At 71.1% G+C, this 15,534-nt stretch carries 18 protein-coding genes and 1 pseudogene; 12 read left to right on the top strand and 7 right to left on the bottom strand.

Going from position 1 to position 15,534, the window contains the following annotated elements:
* Positions 1-101: 101 nt before the first annotated feature.
* Together AB0O19_RS23755 and AB0O19_RS23750 are read right to left on the bottom strand one after the other, a co-directional pair.
* Positions 102-740 carry a DUF6461 domain-containing protein gene (locus tag AB0O19_RS23755; RefSeq protein WP_363622121.1) on the bottom strand — a complete coding sequence of 213 codons (639 nt, stop codon included), beginning with the start codon at positions 738-740 and terminating at the stop codon, positions 102-104.
* Positions 741-852: 112 nt separating this feature from the next.
* A complete protein-coding gene (locus AB0O19_RS23750) occupies positions 853-1,767 on the bottom strand; it encodes a hypothetical protein (protein WP_363622119.1) in 915 nt (304 codons plus the stop codon).
* On the opposite strand from AB0O19_RS23750, the gene AB0O19_RS23745 reads away from it, so the two are divergent.
* The 7 genes and pseudogenes from AB0O19_RS23745 to AB0O19_RS23715 all read left to right on the top strand — a co-directional run.
* Entirely contained in the window at positions 1,766-1,966 is a 201-nt protein-coding gene (locus tag AB0O19_RS23745) for a hypothetical protein (protein WP_363622118.1), read from the top strand. The two genes, AB0O19_RS23750 and AB0O19_RS23745, sit on opposite strands and share 2 nt — an antisense overlap.
* Before the next feature lie 194 nt (positions 1,967-2,160).
* Positions 2,161-2,394 (top strand): hypothetical protein, encoded by a 234-nt coding sequence (locus AB0O19_RS23740; RefSeq protein WP_363622116.1) that lies wholly within the window; start codon positions 2,161-2,163, stop codon positions 2,392-2,394.
* Positions 2,395-2,443: 49 nt separating this feature from the next.
* Positions 2,444-3,130, top strand: coding sequence for a type III effector protein (locus AB0O19_RS23735; protein ID WP_363622114.1), 687 nt, complete (start codon positions 2,444-2,446; stop codon positions 3,128-3,130).
* Positions 3,131-3,319: 189 nt separating this feature from the next.
* Positions 3,320-3,772, top strand: coding sequence for a hypothetical protein (locus tag AB0O19_RS23730; protein ID WP_363622113.1), 453 nt, complete (start codon positions 3,320-3,322; stop codon positions 3,770-3,772).
* An 82-nt stretch (positions 3,773-3,854) separates the two neighbouring features.
* Positions 3,855-5,795 (top strand): molecular chaperone HtpG, encoded by a 1,941-nt coding sequence (gene htpG / locus AB0O19_RS23725; RefSeq protein WP_363622111.1) that lies wholly within the window; start codon positions 3,855-3,857, stop codon positions 5,793-5,795.
* 289 nt (positions 5,796-6,084) lie between these two features.
* Positions 6,085-6,342 (top strand): hypothetical protein, encoded by a 258-nt coding sequence (locus AB0O19_RS23720; protein ID WP_363622110.1) that lies wholly within the window; start codon positions 6,085-6,087, stop codon positions 6,340-6,342.
* Positions 6,339-6,710: pseudogene (locus AB0O19_RS23715) on the top strand (carbonic anhydrase); the annotation flags it as partial. The gene AB0O19_RS23720 and the pseudogene AB0O19_RS23715, both read left to right, overlap by 4 nt.
* 66 nt (positions 6,711-6,776) lie before the next feature.
* On the opposite strand, the gene AB0O19_RS23710 reads toward AB0O19_RS23715, so the two are convergent.
* Both AB0O19_RS23710 and AB0O19_RS23705 read right to left on the bottom strand, forming a co-directional pair.
* Complete coding sequence (locus AB0O19_RS23710) at positions 6,777-7,421, bottom strand: L-threonylcarbamoyladenylate synthase (RefSeq protein WP_363622108.1); 645 nt, start codon at positions 7,419-7,421, stop codon at positions 6,777-6,779.
* 1,093 nt (positions 7,422-8,514) lie between these two features.
* Positions 8,515-8,739 (bottom strand): hypothetical protein, encoded by a 225-nt coding sequence (locus tag AB0O19_RS23705; RefSeq protein ID WP_363622106.1) that lies wholly within the window; start codon positions 8,737-8,739, stop codon positions 8,515-8,517.
* Between the two features lie 110 nt (positions 8,740-8,849).
* On the opposite strand from AB0O19_RS23705, the gene AB0O19_RS23700 reads away from it, so the two are divergent.
* The 4 genes from AB0O19_RS23700 to AB0O19_RS23685 all read left to right on the top strand — a co-directional run bounded on the left by AB0O19_RS23700 (position 8,850) and on the right by AB0O19_RS23685 (position 12,550).
* Positions 8,850-9,284 (top strand): Hsp20/alpha crystallin family protein, encoded by a 435-nt coding sequence (locus AB0O19_RS23700; protein ID WP_363622105.1) that lies wholly within the window; start codon positions 8,850-8,852, stop codon positions 9,282-9,284.
* A gap of 481 nt (positions 9,285-9,765) precedes the next feature.
* Complete coding sequence (locus tag AB0O19_RS23695) at positions 9,766-10,170, top strand: DUF2267 domain-containing protein (protein ID WP_363622103.1); 405 nt, start codon at positions 9,766-9,768, stop codon at positions 10,168-10,170.
* 547 nt (positions 10,171-10,717) lie between these two features.
* Positions 10,718-10,921 carry a cold-shock protein gene (locus tag AB0O19_RS23690; RefSeq protein WP_031068443.1) on the top strand — a complete coding sequence of 68 codons (204 nt, stop codon included), beginning with the start codon at positions 10,718-10,720 and terminating at the stop codon, positions 10,919-10,921.
* Between the two features lie 828 nt (positions 10,922-11,749).
* The gene (locus tag AB0O19_RS23685; RefSeq protein WP_363622101.1) at positions 11,750-12,550 is read left to right on the top strand and encodes a hypothetical protein; all 801 of its coding nucleotides are present in this window, start codon (positions 11,750-11,752) and stop codon (positions 12,548-12,550) included.
* Positions 12,551-13,179: 629 nt separating this feature from the next.
* Here the strand turns inward: AB0O19_RS23685 and AB0O19_RS23680 are convergent.
* The 3 genes from AB0O19_RS23680 to AB0O19_RS23670 all read right to left on the bottom strand — a co-directional run bounded on the left by AB0O19_RS23680 (position 13,180) and on the right by AB0O19_RS23670 (position 14,485).
* Positions 13,180-13,542 (bottom strand): hypothetical protein, encoded by a 363-nt coding sequence (locus AB0O19_RS23680; RefSeq protein ID WP_363622099.1) that lies wholly within the window; start codon positions 13,540-13,542, stop codon positions 13,180-13,182.
* 92 nt (positions 13,543-13,634) lie between these two features.
* A complete protein-coding gene (locus AB0O19_RS23675) occupies positions 13,635-14,039 on the bottom strand; it encodes a hypothetical protein (protein ID WP_363622098.1) in 405 nt (134 codons plus the stop codon).
* A 218-nt stretch (positions 14,040-14,257) separates the two neighbouring features.
* Positions 14,258-14,485 (bottom strand): hypothetical protein, encoded by a 228-nt coding sequence (locus AB0O19_RS23670; protein WP_363622096.1) that lies wholly within the window; start codon positions 14,483-14,485, stop codon positions 14,258-14,260.
* A 508-nt stretch (positions 14,486-14,993) separates the two neighbouring features.
* Here AB0O19_RS23670 and AB0O19_RS23665 point away from each other — a divergent pair.
* Positions 14,994-15,197: a cold-shock protein gene (locus AB0O19_RS23665; protein ID WP_035850027.1), complete on the top strand. Its 204-nt coding sequence runs from the start codon at positions 14,994-14,996 to the stop codon at positions 15,195-15,197.
* The last annotated feature ends 337 nt before the right edge of the window (positions 15,198-15,534 follow it).

Genomic DNA, 15,534 nt, shown 5'->3' with positions numbered 1-15,534 from the left:
ACCGATTACGGGACGGAGCCTTTGGCTGTACAGACCCCATTCTGGCGGGGTGGAGGTCGAGGCCGGTGGCGTCCCGAGCGGTGGCGTCCTGCGCCGGCGGGTTAGGGGTGCGGGGGAAGCCCTGGGAGGAGGCGGCCGAGCCCCTGTGAGGACGCGTCCTCCGGGGCTGCGGGGGCGCGGGAGGAGAGTGGCGCCCGTCGCTCCGGAGGCAGGTACGCGGTGGGCAGGGGGCCTTCCAGGACGTCGCCGTCGATGCGGACGCCCAGGTACGCCTGGACGCCCTCGGCCGCCTGCGTGGCCGTGGAGCGGTCCGGGAGCACCTGGACCGCGTCCCACAGCGGGTGGTCCGGGCCGCTGCGCAGCGTCGACGGGAAGCCCGCCTCGAAGGACTCGATCCGTACGCCGTCCCGGTAGCGTTCGAGGGTGGTCATGCCGTTGACGCTGTACAGCTGGACGGCCTCGGTGCCTGCCGACAGGCGTGAGAGCACGGCCTCCTTGAAGCCCTCGGGCTCGCCGCTCTCGTGGCAGAACGCCCACTCCCCGTCCCCGAGGACACCGGTGCGCAGGACGACGCCTCCCTCCGCGATCGGGAGGGTGGTGCGGGCCTGCTGCAGCGTCAGCTCCCGGACCGGTTCGGCGGCTGCCCCGTAGGCGTCGAGGACGTGCGCGGGGCCGCGGTGGCGGGCGAAGGTCAGGCACACGATGATGTCGTGCGCCCACCAGGGCTCCTGCGTGGTCATCGTCGCGATCCTCTTTCTGCTGGGCCGTTCGTTGTCGGGGCTCCGTGGCCGCGCCCGGGGGCCTGTCCTCCGGGCGCGGCCACGGTGTCGTTCGGGCCGGGACCCGTGGACGTCAGGTCGTCCAGGAGACGGTGAACGCCTCGGTGTCGATCAGGCGCTGCGTCTGGACGAAGCTGCCGTACTTCCCGCCGGCCGCCTTGTTGACCGGGAGCGGGACGTGGCCCCGCACGCACGACTCCTTGTACGTGACCGGGTGTCCGGTCGTCTCACGGAACGTCCAGTTGCCGTTGGTGAGTTGGGGGACGATCTCGGCGCACAGCCCGCCGTTCGTGCCGCCCTGGTACGTCCCGGCGAAGGGGAACTCGTCGCAGCTGTCCTCCGGGAACGCGACCGGGTCCAGCTGGGCGAACGGCACCGTGCTCTGCGCGCCGCAGGTGCGCTTGCGGTTCGGCTCGCTGTCGCCCTTCAGCCGCGTGAACTGCTTGGGCATGTTGGGCAGGTAGTTCAGTGCGAAGGCGTAGGTCGCGGCCGCCGCACCGTAGTCCGTCAGGGAGTAGGACAGGTCGGGCCGGACGTCGGCGTAGACGCATCCGGGCGAGCCCTTGCCCGGCTCGTGGACGGCGTTGTCGCAGCGGACCTTGCGCGGATTGGTCCAGTTGACGTTCGGCTGCAGGGGGATGGTGTTGTCCTGCGTGACGTACATGTGGTACTCGTTCGCCAGGGAGTCGACAGCCCCGACGGCGGGCGAGTCCGAGTACAGGACCGTACCCTGCGCCGACGTCCCGGGCGTCAGCGTACGGGCGCCCGCCCAGGGCTTGGCCGCGCCCATCTGGCAGGGCGCCGTACAGCTGGCGTCGAACGCGATGTTGAGGCTCGGCACGTTGCTGGTCGAGGACACCATGGTGACCGTCACCAGTTCGGTCCACATCGAGCTCGTGGCGCTCAGCGACATGCTCAGGTTGATCTTGAGCTGGGCCGAACCGATGGCGGTGTCCTTGTCGTCGCGCAGCGTGTAGGTCGTGGTCATGTCCTTCAGGCACGACCCGAACCGCTCGTACGACCAGTACCCCGCGCTGCCGATCGAGCACGCCCCGGCACCGTCCTGCGTGCTGCTGACGGCCTCGGAAACACTCCTACGACCCGCCGGGCCGTCGGCGACCTGCACGCACTCGGCCGCCGCACCCGCCTTCCCGGGCGCCGACCCCACGGCCACCTCCGTGCACTGAACCCCACCCGGCTCGGCCTTCACCGACAGGTCCTGCCGGTCCGCGGCGCTCACCGCCGTTCCCGGCCCCCCGATCCCCGGCAGACCCGCTGCCCCGGTGCCCGACTCGCCCGCGCCGTCGACCAGGGCGGGGTGTTCAGTGGTGTTCGGGCAGTTCGCCGACGCTCAGCGGCCGGCGGGGCGGACGACCCCGCCATGGCCGAGGAGTTGGAGCGGGTCACGACCACTCCCGGGGCGGGCGGGATGGTGCTGGTCCCGCACCGCGAGGAAGGCATGGATGCCGGCGTGCTGCCCGCCGACTACCTGGCGATCCTCAAGACCGTCACGGGGATCGAAGGAGCGGTCAAGGCCGGGGGCGTGGCGCCGGCGCTCGGCAAGGGAGTGGAGCCGGCGCAGGTGGTCCGCACCGGTGCGGCGCGAACCGTGTAACATGTCATCCATACGATGACAGGCACCCAGTCAGCGAAAGAGTGACGACATGGATACCCAGGACACCGGCGCGGCCGGGGTGGGGCCGGCCTCGTTCCTGGCCGCCGCCGCCGCGCTGGGCATGATGGACGCCGCCGCCCGCACCGCCCGCCACGCACCCCCGGACGACGCAGGACAAAGCGATCCGCAGCAGGCCCTTTCCGCACTCCTGCTGCTGCGCCACCTGCGCGAGGAGCTCGCCGACTGGGAGACCGGCCTGATCGAGACCGCCCGCGACGCCGGCGCCACCTGGGCCGACCTCGCCGAACCGCTGGGCGTCCAGAGCCGCCAGGCCGCCGAACGCCGCTACCTGCGCCTGCGTCCCAACGCTGATGCCGGCACCGAGGCGGGCAGCACCGGCGAGCAGCGCGTCCAGGCCACGCGCGACCAGCGCGCCGCCGACCGCGCGGTGACCACCTGGGCCCGCGACAACGCCGCCGACCTGCGCCGCCTCGCCGGACAGATCGGCGCCCTGGACGGCCTGAGCCCCCAAGCGGCCCCCGCCATAGATCGCCTCCTGGATGCACTCGGCCACCACGACCCCGCCCGTCTGCTTGCCCCGCTCGCCGAGACCCGGCCCCTCCTGGAGGCGAACCACCCGAAGATCACCGACCGCCTCGATCAGCTCACCGCCCGAGCCGACCAACTGCGCGCCGACAGCGACCGGCAGCGCCGCACACCGCCAGCCGACCCGTGACCGCCCCGGGGCACGCCGCTGTCGGTCCGCGACCCGCACGCTGTGGACCGGCTTACCGCCGTAAGCCTGCACGCGGCATCTGCCCCGGCACGCGGGGCGCGAGTTGACGCCCTGACGGCTACCGGCGTGCAGACCGCCCGAATCTTCCGGACCGTGACGGTCGCTCCGTCCCGACCCCAGCCGACTCCCATGACTCCAGCCGACCTGCAGCAGTTGCTCATCGAGCGTGCCCTGGGCATACCGGGCATTACCGGTGCCGGCAAGCGTGACGACGACAGCCCCTACGGACTGACTGTGACCCTGGAGGGCGGCGGACAGGTGTGGTGGACCATCACCGGCGCCAGCGGCCCCGCGCCCACCATCACCACCGGCGACGGCGCCGAGAGCGTGGATGTGCCGGACCTCACGGGCTCGTCGGTTCCGGTGGACCTCGTCGAGCAGGCCCTGGTCGCCTCTGCCATCGCGGCTGGCGGCATCGTGCGCGTCGACCGGTACAGCACGCGCCCGGACCCGCCCGCGGTCCGCTACGGCGCGACGCTGGAGTGCCGCGACGGCTGGAAGCTCTTCCTGTCCTGTTACGGCACCGCCCGCCCCGGCCACACCCGCCCCGAGCAGCCCTACCAGCCCCTCAGCCACATCTGAACACCCCCGGGGCCGGCCACGCAGAACGCTCGCCTGCCCCGGCGGCTTGACCCGATCCGAACCCTCGAAGGAGACGCCTCCCGTGGCCAGTTCGACCCAGACGCTGGAGTTCCAGGCGGAGACCCGCCAGTTGCTGCAGCTGGTGATCCACTCGATCTACTCGAACAAGGACATCTTCCTGCGCGAGCTGATCTCCAACGCCTCCGACGCCCTCGACAAGCTCCGTCTGGAATCCCTCACCGACACCACCCTTGAGGCCCCCGACCCGCACATCATCCTGGAGGTCGACAAGGACGCCCGCACCCTGACGGTGCGGGACACTGGCATCGGCATGACCCGAGACGACGTCGTCGACCTGATCGGCACCATCGCCAAGTCCGGCACCGCCGGCCTGCTTGCGAAGATCAAGGAGGCGAAGGACGCGGACGCCGCGCAGCACCTGATCGGGCAGTTCGGCGTCGGCTTCTACTCCGCGTTCATGGTCGCCGACAAGGTCACCCTCCACACGCGTCGCGCCGGCACCGAGCAGGGCACCGTGTGGGAGTCCGACGGCGAGGGCACCTACACCATCGCGCCGGCCGACGGCCTGCCGGTGGGCACCTCGGTCATCCTGCACATCAAGGCCGAGGACAGCGAGGACGGGCTGGGCGACTACCTGGCCCAGTGGAAGATCCGGCAGATCGTCAAGCAGTACTCGGACTTCATCCGCTGGCCCATCCGGATGGCCACCGAGCCCGTCAGTACCACTACCGACGACAGCGCCGACGCCGACGGTGGGGCTGCGGGCGAGCTGGAGACGCTGAACTCGATGAAGGCCCTGTGGGCCCGCCCGCGCAGCGAGGTGACCGAGGCCGAGTACAACGAGTTCTACCAGCAGATCAGCCATGACTGGCAGGCCCCGGCCGAGACCATCCACATGCGCGCCGAGGGCACCTTCGAGTACGAGGCGCTGCTTTTCATCCCTGCCCACGCCCCGTTCGACCTGTTCTCCCGCGACACCAGGCGGGGCGTGCAGCTTTACGTCAAGCGGGTGTTCATCATGGACGACTGCGACGCGCTGATGCCGAACTACCTGCGGTTCGTCAAGGGCGTGGTGGACGCCCACGACCTGTCGTTGAACGTCTCCCGCGAGATCCTGCAGCACGACCGCCAGATCACCGCCGTGCGCCGGCGCCTCGTCAAGAAGGTCCTCGGCGCTCTCAAGGACATGCAGACCAAGAACGGCGAGACCTACGCGAAGCTGTGGGAGCAGTTCGGCCGGGTCCTCAAGGAGGGCCTGATCGAGGACCGCGACAACACCGACGCGCTGTTGGAACTGGTCAGTGCCGCCTCGACAAATGATGCGGAGAAGCCGACCACGCTGCGCGAGTACGTTGCGCGGATGAAGGACGGCCAGGACACCATCTACTACCTGACCGGCGAGAACCGGGCGATGGTGGAGAACTCCCCGCACATGGAGGCCTTCACCGCCAAGGGCTATGAGGTCCTGATCCTCACCGACCCCGTCGACGAGGTCTGGACCGACCAGATTCCCGCCTTCGACGGCCACCGCTTCCAGTCCATCGCCAAGGGCCAGGTCGACCTCGACAACGACGCCGACGGGGAAGGCAGTGACGAGGCGAAGGCGGAGAAGGCCCAGCGCGAACAGGACTTCGCCCCCCTCCTCGCCTGGCTCCAGACCACCCTGGCCGAGCACGTCAAGCAGGTCCGACTCTCCACCCGCCTGACCACCTCCGCGGCGTGCCTGGTCGGCGACGCCCACGACTTGACCCCCACCCTGGAGAAGATGTACCGGGCCATGGGCCAGGAGCTCCCCCAGGTCAAGCGCATCCTCGAACTCAACCCCACCCACCCCCTCATCACCGCCCTGCACCAGGCCCACCAGGCAGGAGCCGACAACCCGGCGCTCGCCGAAACCGCCGAACTCGTCCACGGCAGCGCCCTGCTCGCCGAAGGCGGCGACCTGCCCGACCCGGCTCGCTTCACACGCCTGCTGACCGACCGCCTCACCCGCGCCCTGTAACCCCCGCCGGGGTGCGGCCCGCCGTACAACCGACCAGCCCGGCCGGCCGCACCCCGCACCGCGCTCGGCCATTCCCGCCCGGCACACGCCGCAGGGAAGGGCCTGGGGCGCCGCACCCGAGCCGCATCGAACCGAGCGTCCCGCCGGAGTCGACCCTGGCCCCGGTGGGACGCGTGCGCAGCGCCCGGTTCGGCATCCACGCCCCTTCGGCACCGCCGCCATCACCCGCTTCGGCAGCCGGAAACGAACGCCGGCCACCCGGCGGCCGCCCGACCAAGGCGACAGAAGCGTGTACCAGTACACCGACCGCAAGAACCGCACCCTGGCCGACCGCGTCAACGAAGCCGCCGATCGCCGCCTCGACCAGGGCACCGAGCAGGACAAAGGTGCCGCGACCGCCCTGCTGGCCGACATGCTCCACGCCGCCTCCCAGCACGGCGTCACCCTCGACACCTTCGACTGGGTCACCGACCTGCCCGGAAACTGCTACGCCGCTGTCGTCTCCCCTCTGCACGCGCGAACCACCCAAGGGGCCGCGGCCAGCTGAACGCGACGAGCCGGGTTACGCCTCACCGCCCCCTTTCACCGACGCTGCTGGCCGGCAACCGGCGGTTCGTCGCCGGAGCTTCGGAGCACCCGAACCAGGACGCCGCCCGCCGCACCGAGACCGCACCCGCCCAGAGCCCGTTCGCGGTGCTGTTCGGCTGCTCGGACTCCCGGCTGGCCGCCGAGATCATCTTCGACCGGGGGCTGGGCGACCCGTTCGTGGTCCGCACCGCCGGGCACGTCCTGGGGCCGGAGGTTCTGGGCAGCATCGAGTACGGGGTGAGCGTGCTCGGCTCGCCGCTGGTTGTGGTGCTCGGCCACGACGCGTGCGGCGCGGTAGCGGCCACCCGCGCCGCCATCGCCGACGGCACCGCCCACCTGGTCACCGCCCGCGGCCTCGACCTGCCCGCCGACTCGGTGGCCCGACCCGGTTGATCAGCGTTCCCCCAGGTCCGGCACGACCTTGCGCAGCTGTTCGGCGCTGACCGCGCCCGCGCGCAGGAGTACGGGGGACTGGCCGGTGATGTCCACGATCGAGGACGGCACGGCCGCCGGCGTCGGGCCCCCGTCCAGGTAGACGGCCACCGCCTCACCGAGCATGCCGCGTGCGGCGTCGCAGTCCTGCGGCGACGGCTTGCCGGTCAGGTTGGCGCTGGAGACGGCCAGCGGCCCGGTCTCCACCAGCAGGTCGATGGCGACCGCGTGTGCGGGCATCCGTACCGCCACGGTCCCGTGCGTCTCGCCGAGATCCCAGACGAGCGACGGCTTGTGGCGGGCGACCAGGGTCAGCCCGCCCGGCCAGAACACCTCCATGAGCTCTCGCGCGCGCTGAGGCAGGTCGTCGACCAGGAGATCCAGATCGCCCGGCGAGCCGACCAGCACGGGGGAGGGCATGTTCCGGCCTCGGCCCTTGGTACCGAGGAGCCGGGCGACGGCCTCAGGGCTGAAGGCATCGGCGCCCACCCCGTAGACGGTGTCGGTGGGCAGCACCACGATCTCACCCCGCCGCACCGCCGAGACGGCCTCGCGCAAGCCCATGGCACGCTCGAAGGCATCCGAGCAGTCGAAGCGACCGGACATCGCAGTTCTCCCATCGAACGGGCTCGCCCCGCACCCTTCGTCCGCGCCGATGAGCCGACACGGCTAACGCCGGTCACAGTACCCGGCGCAACCGGCCCCTGGCGCGAAGGCTCTGCCCCTGCGCCAGCCGACACGGCCCACGGCACCGCCTTTCCTAACCACGGGTGCCCTGAGGCCATCCAAGTGCCCGGCGATACTGCCATCGCCCCGCCTGGGACCAGCTGAAATCCCTTGCGCTGAGAACCACCGCGTCAAGCGACTCCCGGAACGCCTGGCCACACCCGTTCAGCCCGGGCCACTGCCCGGGCTGAACCTCGGCGCTACCGCCGGCCTCCACCGGTCGCGCCCGCCGCTACTGCACCGACTGGTGTGGCCACAGGGCACCGAGACTGCCGGCGGGGGTGGCTGCCCAAGCCGGCGATTGCCGCGTCACCTGCCCGTGTCCCACGCCGCGACAGCGTGGAACACGCACGCAGAGCACTCCGCCTCATCCCGGCCGCCTCGCCAACGCCAGGAGTGGGGTGGGGGTGTCCAGCCAGGCAGGACAAGGGTGAAGTCGGCGGCTCCGCTCGGTCGTGGCATCAGATCGCGGCGTATCGCCGGGAGTCTCGGGAGCGGTGGTTCTCCCTGTCGTACACGGGTACCCGGACCGCTGCCTGGCGGCCTCCGGGGCGTGTCGCGGTGCGTTCGGGACGGTAGGTGCGTGCCGGTGGCCAACCGGGTCGGAGGGGTTCTGCGTGGGCGCTCGCGCTGGTTGCTTCGGTGGGATGGTCGGAGCCTCTGGGGGCGTGGGGAAGGCATGCGGGGGCCAGGGCCCGTGGGCCAGGTCGTGGTGGAGGGTGTCGAGTCTGGCCAGGCAGGCGTCGATGGTGGCGATGGCGTCGCCGCTCTGTTCCTGGATCCGGCGCTCGATGGCGGCCAGCCGGTCTTCGATGTGCTGCCAGCGGTCTTCGGCAGCGGCGAGGGGGTCAGGTGCGTCGTCGGTCGCTGTCATGGCGGAGGCGGTCCTTGCGGTCGGTGAGGTCGTCGAGGCGGGCGGCGAGGTCGGGATGGGCGGCGGTGAGGTAGGGACGCATGCCGGCGAGGAGCGCTATCAGGTCGGCCGGATCCGTGGCGCCGAGGGCGCTGGTGAGCGCGGCCAGGGCGGGACGGGCCCCTCGTCCAATGCGTCGGCGCCGGGCCGGGTGTCCGGGGCGGTGTTCCGCGCGGTGCGGACGGCGTCGTCGATGGCGGCGAGCGCGGCGGCGGCAGCGAGGAAGGACGCCGGTCCCGTGGATGGGCCGCCGCCGGTGGCGGGTACGTCGGGCCGCTTTCCCATGGATGTCATTCCTTCGGCGACTTCGCTGTTTGTCATTGGATGGATGACATGCTAGAACAGACTCAGGTGAAACGCACTGGCACCCATTCGATCAGTGGAGGTGTTTCGTGATGCTGATGCGCACCGACCCGTTCCGCGAACTGGACCGCCTGACCCAGCAGTTCCTCAGCACGACCGGCACGTGGTCGCGGCCGGCCCCGATGCCGCTGGACGCCTGCCGCGTGGGCGACGAGTACGTGATCTGCTTCGACTTGCCCGGGGTGGACCCGGAGGCGATCGACGTCGACGTCGAGCGGAACATGCTGACCGTCAGGGCCGAACGCCGCCCCCGCCACCAAGGCGACGACGTGAAGTGGGAGCTGTCCGAGCGCCCGCTCGGCGTGTTCTCCCGCCAGGTCATGCTCTCCGACACCCTCGACCCCACGGGGATCAGCGCCGACTACGACGCCGGCGTGCTGACGCTGAAGATCCCGGTCGCGGAGAAGGCCAAGCCCCGCAAGGTCGAGATCAGCCACAGCGGCAGCCGCAAACAGATCCAGGCCTGACCGGATCCCCGGACCGCCGTCCCGCACCGCCGACCCCCGGGCCCTGCGGGACGGCCCCCCGCCGGCTCCACCGCCCGGCCCGGCCGCCCCGGCACACCACGCCGTGCGGGCCGGGCCGACGGAGGGAGACCGCCACGCGACGACCAGGGTCACGAACCCTTCGCGCTGCGGGCGTGCGGCGGGATCGGCCTTGACACCGCCCCGCGCTGCGCCGTGCCGTGACCGCCGCGCTCGGGGCACATCGGGAGGTGGTGCTCGATCCGCCGGAGGTGACGTTCATGGACTGCGCGGGCCCGGGGCGCTCCTGTCCATGCCCGCAACCAGGCCGACTGGTGCGGCAGCCAGCTGGTCCTGCGAGGGGCCGGCCGCCGCGTGGTCCGGCTGGGCAAGCTCATCGGTCTGCACCGGCGCCTGGTCGCCGAGCCCTGACCGGGCGTCGACGGCGTTCACGCCGACGCCCCGGAACGGAGGGAGAGGAACCGTGGCTCTTCGATGGGAGGCGTTCCTGGAAGAGGTCTGGGAACGCGGTGAGTACGACACACCCCGGGAGGCCGAGCGGGCGGCGCGCGTCGTCCTGGCCCTGCTCGGCGCCCACCTGGTCGGCAACGTGCGCGCCGAACTGGCAGCCCGCCTGCCCGAGACCTTCGCCCTGATCCTGCTCAACCCGCTGCAGGCCGCCGAGCCGCTCAACCCCGAGCGGTTCGCACGCGCGACCGCGGCCTGGATCGAGGGCGCCACCGAGACCACCGCCCTGTGGGACATCGGCGCCGTTCTGTCCACCGTGGCCGACGCGGCCGGCGACGATCTCACCGAGCGCGTCCTGCTCCAACTGCCGCCCGGCTACGACCTCCTGTTCGGCCGCCCCCGGCCCGGCCAGCGCCCCTGAACACCAGCCTCACCGCCGCCCGCTGGGACGTCTCCTCCGCCCTGGCCGCTCTCGCCGACCTCGCCGGCGGCCACTGACCGCCTCCTCGCCGGCCTTCCCCGCGGCTACGCGCTGCTGTGCGGCCACGCCGACCTCACGATCGCTGTTTGACCCGGGCGGCACTACCAGCGCCGGCCGCCCGCCATCCAGCGTGGCAGGGCGGTCGGCGCCGGGCCGTCTCTCCCACCCTCAGCTCGCAGGTACACCGCGATCGCCTGACGGCGCACGAGCGTCAAGACTTCTGCCGTGCCGTCACCCGCGAGCAGCAGCTCCGAGGGCGATGTGCCACACGCCCCGCTTCCGCCCCGCCGTCGGGACGCGGAGCCTGGTAGAGTCTGGCGAGTTGCAGTTGTGGTCCCATGAACTCTGGTATGCGCCTGCTGGTTTGTGACGGCTGGGCGCATTTTCGTTTTCCCGGGTCTTCCCCTGGGCGGGCCGTCATCACCGCGACTCGGATCTGCGCACGCTGCCGGATCCGGATCAGTCCCTTGAAGGAGACAGTTTCTTTATGGCTAATGGCACCGTGAAGTGGTTCAACGCGGAAAAGGGCTTCGGCTTCATCGAGCAGGACGGCGGCGGCCCGGACGTCTTCGCCCACTACTCGAACATCAACGCCAACGGCTTCCGTGAGCTGCTCGAGGGCCAGAAGGTCGAGTTCGACGTCACGCAGGGCCAGAAGGGCCCGCAGGCCGAGAACATCCGTCCGCTGTAGTTTCGCCGGGCACCCGCCTGGCAGCGAGTGGCCCGCACCGCGTACACGCCCGGTGCGGGCCACTCGCCCTTGCCATGGCACCTTCCCGGCCGCTCAGGCCCGGGCTCCGACCCGGTACGCGCCGAGCGCACGTCTCCCAGACACCGTCCGCACCCGGACCCGGCACGGTGGGCGCTGCGCTCCGAGCCACTGCACTCACGCCGGACGCCGACTCCCGCTCCGCGCGAGTCCTTCCCACCGACCCACATGTCACATTCCTGGCCCGTCACCTGCGATCTCCCGCGCCCCGCGCCGCGGAGATTCCCCAAGACGTGTCGTCCGAGAAGGGTTCTTCGCATTCCCATTACCGACCGCTACCCGCACCAAGTCGCTGCCTCGAGGCCGCTGCCCGCAAGCACTCCCAGGCGATCCCCCGCCGGCCGCACCCCCGCGACGCACCTGCAGCCGATGCCGCCTCAATCATCCTCCGCGCCAGACGGGTTCGCCCAGCGCGCCTCGCATGCGCTCACCCGCCGCGCCTATGCCTTCCGGCTTCGGCTCGCCCTGGTGGTGGGCGGCATGTCGATCGACCGCCGGGCACCGAGCCGCAGAAGCGCCGCATCGTTGACGCCGCCGCCGGACATGGTGCTCCTGCCGCTCTGAGGCAGGCAAGGACCCGCGCCTCTCCCTGTCTCGCCGGGGAGCCGCGCACGGCAGGGCACCGGCCCGCACAGGCCGGCCGCCCGAGCCTGCCGGCCAATACCCGCCCGGCATGGCCGGCCAAGCGACCTCGGCCGTTCACGCTCCCGGAGCCCGACCCGCCCGACCCGCCCGACCAAGGGACGTTCAATGCCGTTCGAGATCACGCACGCGACCGCCCCGACGCCCGGCGGCGTCAGCGAGGCCGCCGTCGTCACCGGGCCGGCGTTCGCCTTCGTCCTGGACGGCGCCACCGCCACCGGAGCCACGACGGGCTGCGCCCACGATGTCACCTGGTACGTCGAGCAGTTGGCGGGTCTCCTCTGCGCGCAACTGCTCACGCAGGGCCCGGCCGGCCTGCGGGAGATCCTGCGCACCGCCCTGACCGCGCTGGTCGGGAAGCACAGCCAGACCTGTGACATGACGAACGCGGACAGTCCCTCCTCGACCGTCGCGGTGGTCCGTGAGCGCAGCGGCAGCCTGGACGTCCTGGTGCTCGGCCACTCGCCCGTGGCGCTGCACCGGACCAACGGAGCGGTCGAGGTGATCGTCGACGACCGGGCGGCGTATCTGGACTCGTATACGGAGGAAGCCGTACGCGGCTACCGCAACAGCGCTGCCGCCGGTGGGTTCTGGGTGGCCGGTGCGAAACCCGAGGCCGCCGACCAGGCGCTGACGGCCAGTATCCCGTTGTCGCAGATCCACCAGCTCGCCGTCCTGTCCGAGGGCGCTGCCCGCCTTCCGGAGCGGTACGGCTGGAGTTGGCCGCGCTTCATGGCCGAGCTGTCCGATTCCGGACCCGGCCAGATCATCGCCGTGACACGCGAAGCCGAGACCGGCACTGCGGCCGGGGCATTCCGAGGCAGGACCCACGACACCGCCGCCATCGTTCTGTGCCGACCGGCCCAGACGGCGCACGCGACACAGACGAGCGTCGAGACCAGATCCTGAGCAGTTTGCCGCAACCCCGGCGATGGACACCGACAGACATGAGTGCGCGTTCCTAGGTGGGGTTCCCCGAGGTACGGAATGTTGCCGGAGATGGCCTGATGGGCCATCAGAAGGGAATGATCTTGCTCCGCTTGGACGGACACCATCGTTGTGGTGGCCGGGCTGAGGGGACGGTCACGCACTCAGCGCGACTGCGGTCGTTGAGGCTGCTGTGCAGCCTTCGTACGTCGTACCAGCTCTCGATCCATTCGAAGATCGCAGTCCGGCCGCTGCCAGGCTGAGCCGATCCGGTCGCTGGCCAACTCCCTTTCGAAGGCGGTGAAGAAGGACTTGGCAAGGGCATGGTCCGATGCAGCCGACCTGGAACCGAGATGACCGGGTGGCCCTTCGGGCACCGCTGGTGGGAGGCGGTGGGCAGGGCGTCGGCGACGAGCTCGGTCCGCAGGTGGTCGCCGGTGGCCCATCCGACGACCAAGCGGCAGGGATGTCGATGACGGGGCCGGATGGCAGGAGTGTCCGTCAAAGCGGATCAGGCGTACGCCACGTCACGCCCCGCTCAACGCTCAACGACTCCCTGGTGCGGGGACGTAGGATGCCACGCCGGACGGCTATGTGGCCTGCCGTCGCGATCAGGTGTCGGAGTAGCTGAGGTCGCCGATGGTCCAGCTGCTGATGTCTTCGATGGCGATGCGGTACATGCCGCCGGTGTGGGGCAGTCCGAAGTCGCCCTGAAGGATCTTCGCCCGGTGGAGATGCAGGTGGGTCGGCCGTGCGGGCGGGCCGTCGGCGGGCGGGGCGAAGAGGGCGGCGAACGGCTTCAGGTGCTCCGAGGCCTGGAGGACCTCCGCCACCCGCTCCCACCACAGGGTCACCGGCGCGAGCCTGCCGGTGATCACCGCTCCGGGGACCACGACGGTCAGGGACATCTGGTTGCTGTGCTCGGACTCGACCATCGCGGCGATGTCGACGAGCAGCCCGTCAGGGTTCGACATGCCCCCAAGAATAGGACATGGCATCCATGGCCCAAGGGCCTGGGCGGCGGCCGTGGCGGCCACGGGCCTCGCGTCGGCCGCGCGGCCGGGGGCTACGCGGCGGCGCCCTGACGTGCCGGTCGGCTGCGCCGTGGTGCGGGGCAGATGGGAGCAGCCGTGGGGGCCGGGGCATCGGCTGGATCGTGTGGGCCGGCGGTGACGAGGAGGTCGGTTCCGAGGGTGGTGACGGTGAAGCCCGAGGCGCCGAGGACTTTCGGCAGGGCGAGTACGAGTGCGTTGCGGATGCCGCAGAACTCGGTGCGCCCGGCGGCATCGGCGGGATGCGGACAGGCCTGGAGGGTGGGGCCGATCAGGTGCTGGCCGGGACTCCATGCCAGCACCAGGCCGGTGCCTGGACGCTGCTGGGCGGAGAGCCCGGTGGCCTGGGGCGGTGCCGGCTCGAACCCTCGGAGGGAGAGCACCGCGCAGACGGACTCAAACAGGTGTTTGTCATCCACGCGCGGGGTTTATCGCCCGCCCGGCCCGCTGCCGGCGCCAAAGGCGGCTCGTCGCGTGTCTTTCCGGCCATTGCAGGTGAGGCTCCGGGCCGGACCGGTGGGCGCCGTTCGGCCCGGCCGGGGTGTGTGTCTCCCTGGGAGGCGTGTCGGCGCGCGCTGTCCGGGGACGCATCCTGTGCGCTGCGGTGTTCCCGGCTGGGAGCCGCGGGCGTCCTGGGTCAGAGTTTGAACATCGCGGTGTAGGGCTGGGTGATGCGTTCCAGCCGCGATCCGAAGTCGACGAGGACCGCGATGTCGCTGTCGCCTTCGACCCCGATGGCCCGGCCGAGGCCGTAGGTGTCGTGGGTGACGCGGTCGCCGACGGCGAAGTGCTTGCGCGGCGCTTCGATCCGGGCCTTGAAGGGACTGGTGGGCAGGACGCGGCGAACTGCTACGGATTTCGTCATCCCCTGCAGTATGCGCTGAAAATCGCGGGAGCGGGCCTTTTTCGGCGTATTCGATTTCGGAGCTGCGGCAAGAATTTCGTGCACGCTGCCCGCAATGATCACCGGTGGCGCCGGTGGGCGCGGTGCGGGGCCGGTGTAGCAGGGCGGGCGGCTCGGGGACTGCGCGACCCGCCCGTCCGGGGAAGCCGGGCAGCGGGCTCCGAAGGCCCTGCAGCTGGTGCCCGACCAGGCTGCCGATCAGGCGTGTTGACGGTCCTGCGGTCTCGTGGTCGGCGGCGCCCGGCGCGAGGCGCCGCAGAACCGGGGGTGGAATGTTCGCCCGTGGCGGGCCCGGGCCTGCTAGAGTCTCCTTAGTTGCAGTAGTGGTTCCCATGAACTTTGTGTGCGCCTGCTGATGTTTCGCAGGCGCCTTTTTGTTTCCCGGCTCTTCCCCGGGCGGGTGCTCATCGCGGCGACTCGAAGCGCGCACTGTGCGTGCTTCGGACGGCCCCTTGAAGGAGATTTCTTTATGGCTAATGGCACTGTGAAGTGGTTCAACGCGGAAAAGGGCTTCGGCTTCATCGAGCAGGAGGGTGGCGGCGCTGACGTCTTCGCCCACTACTCGAACATCAACGCCAACGGCTTCCGTGAGCTGCTCGAGGGCCAGAAGGTCGAGTTCGACGTCACGCAGGGTCAGAAGGGCCCGCAGGCCGAGAACATTCGTCCGCTGTAGTTTTTCTGCCACGGCACCCGCCTGGTAGCGAGGGGCCCGCACCGCGTACATGATGCCCGGTGCGGGCCCCTCGGCATTGCGCCACGACGCACATTCCCGGCCGTTTCCGGCCCCCTGGCTCCGCCACCGGCGGCCATCCCCACGCGAGACGCCCAGCGCCGCGTCCGGATCGCCGCCCTGCCGTGACAGCTCACGGTTCGAGGTCGTTCACTCCCGCCCCGCGCGGTGAGCACCGACCTGAGGTGACGTGCCGCACGGTTTCACCGTCCACGCCCCGCACCACACTTTCGGCCCGTCCCCTCGCGATCTCCTGCCGGCGCCCCGCGCTGCGGAGCTG

Source organism: Kitasatospora sp. NPDC091276, assembly GCF_040684355.1.
Taxonomy (GTDB): domain Bacteria; phylum Actinomycetota; class Actinomycetes; order Streptomycetales; family Streptomycetaceae; genus Kitasatospora.
This window is presented reverse-complemented; position numbering and strand designations above follow the sequence as displayed.

What these genes read in the sequence shown, in the direction of transcription:
- AB0O19_RS23755 (WP_363622121.1), bottom strand. Translation starts at nt 740, where the DNA reads ATGACCACGCAGGAGCCCTGGTGGGCGCACGACATCATCGTGTGCCTG.
- AB0O19_RS23745 (WP_363622118.1), top strand. Translation starts at nt 1,766, where the DNA reads ATGTCCTTCAGGCACGACCCGAACCGCTCGTACGACCAGTACCCCGCG.
- AB0O19_RS23750 (WP_363622119.1), bottom strand. Translation starts at nt 1,767, where the DNA reads ATGACCACGACCTACACGCTGCGCGACGACAAGGACACCGCCATCGGT.
- AB0O19_RS23740 (WP_363622116.1), top strand. Translation starts at nt 2,161, where the DNA reads ATGGCCGAGGAGTTGGAGCGGGTCACGACCACTCCCGGGGCGGGCGGG.
- AB0O19_RS23735 (WP_363622114.1), top strand. Translation starts at nt 2,444, where the DNA reads ATGGATACCCAGGACACCGGCGCGGCCGGGGTGGGGCCGGCCTCGTTC.
- AB0O19_RS23730 (WP_363622113.1), top strand. Translation starts at nt 3,320, where the DNA reads ATGACTCCAGCCGACCTGCAGCAGTTGCTCATCGAGCGTGCCCTGGGC.
- AB0O19_RS23710 (WP_363622108.1), bottom strand. Translation starts at nt 7,421, where the DNA reads ATGTCCGGTCGCTTCGACTGCTCGGATGCCTTCGAGCGTGCCATGGGC.
- AB0O19_RS23705 (WP_363622106.1), bottom strand. Translation starts at nt 8,739, where the DNA reads ATGGGAAAGCGGCCCGACGTACCCGCCACCGGCGGCGGCCCATCCACG.
- AB0O19_RS23700 (WP_363622105.1), top strand. Translation starts at nt 8,850, where the DNA reads ATGCTGATGCGCACCGACCCGTTCCGCGAACTGGACCGCCTGACCCAG.
- AB0O19_RS23690 (WP_031068443.1), top strand. Translation starts at nt 10,718, where the DNA reads ATGGCTAATGGCACCGTGAAGTGGTTCAACGCGGAAAAGGGCTTCGGC.
- AB0O19_RS23685 (WP_363622101.1), top strand. Translation starts at nt 11,750, where the DNA reads ATGCCGTTCGAGATCACGCACGCGACCGCCCCGACGCCCGGCGGCGTC.
- AB0O19_RS23680 (WP_363622099.1), bottom strand. Translation starts at nt 13,542, where the DNA reads ATGTCGAACCCTGACGGGCTGCTCGTCGACATCGCCGCGATGGTCGAG.
- AB0O19_RS23670 (WP_363622096.1), bottom strand. Translation starts at nt 14,485, where the DNA reads ATGACGAAATCCGTAGCAGTTCGCCGCGTCCTGCCCACCAGTCCCTTC.
- AB0O19_RS23665 (WP_035850027.1), top strand. Translation starts at nt 14,994, where the DNA reads ATGGCTAATGGCACTGTGAAGTGGTTCAACGCGGAAAAGGGCTTCGGC.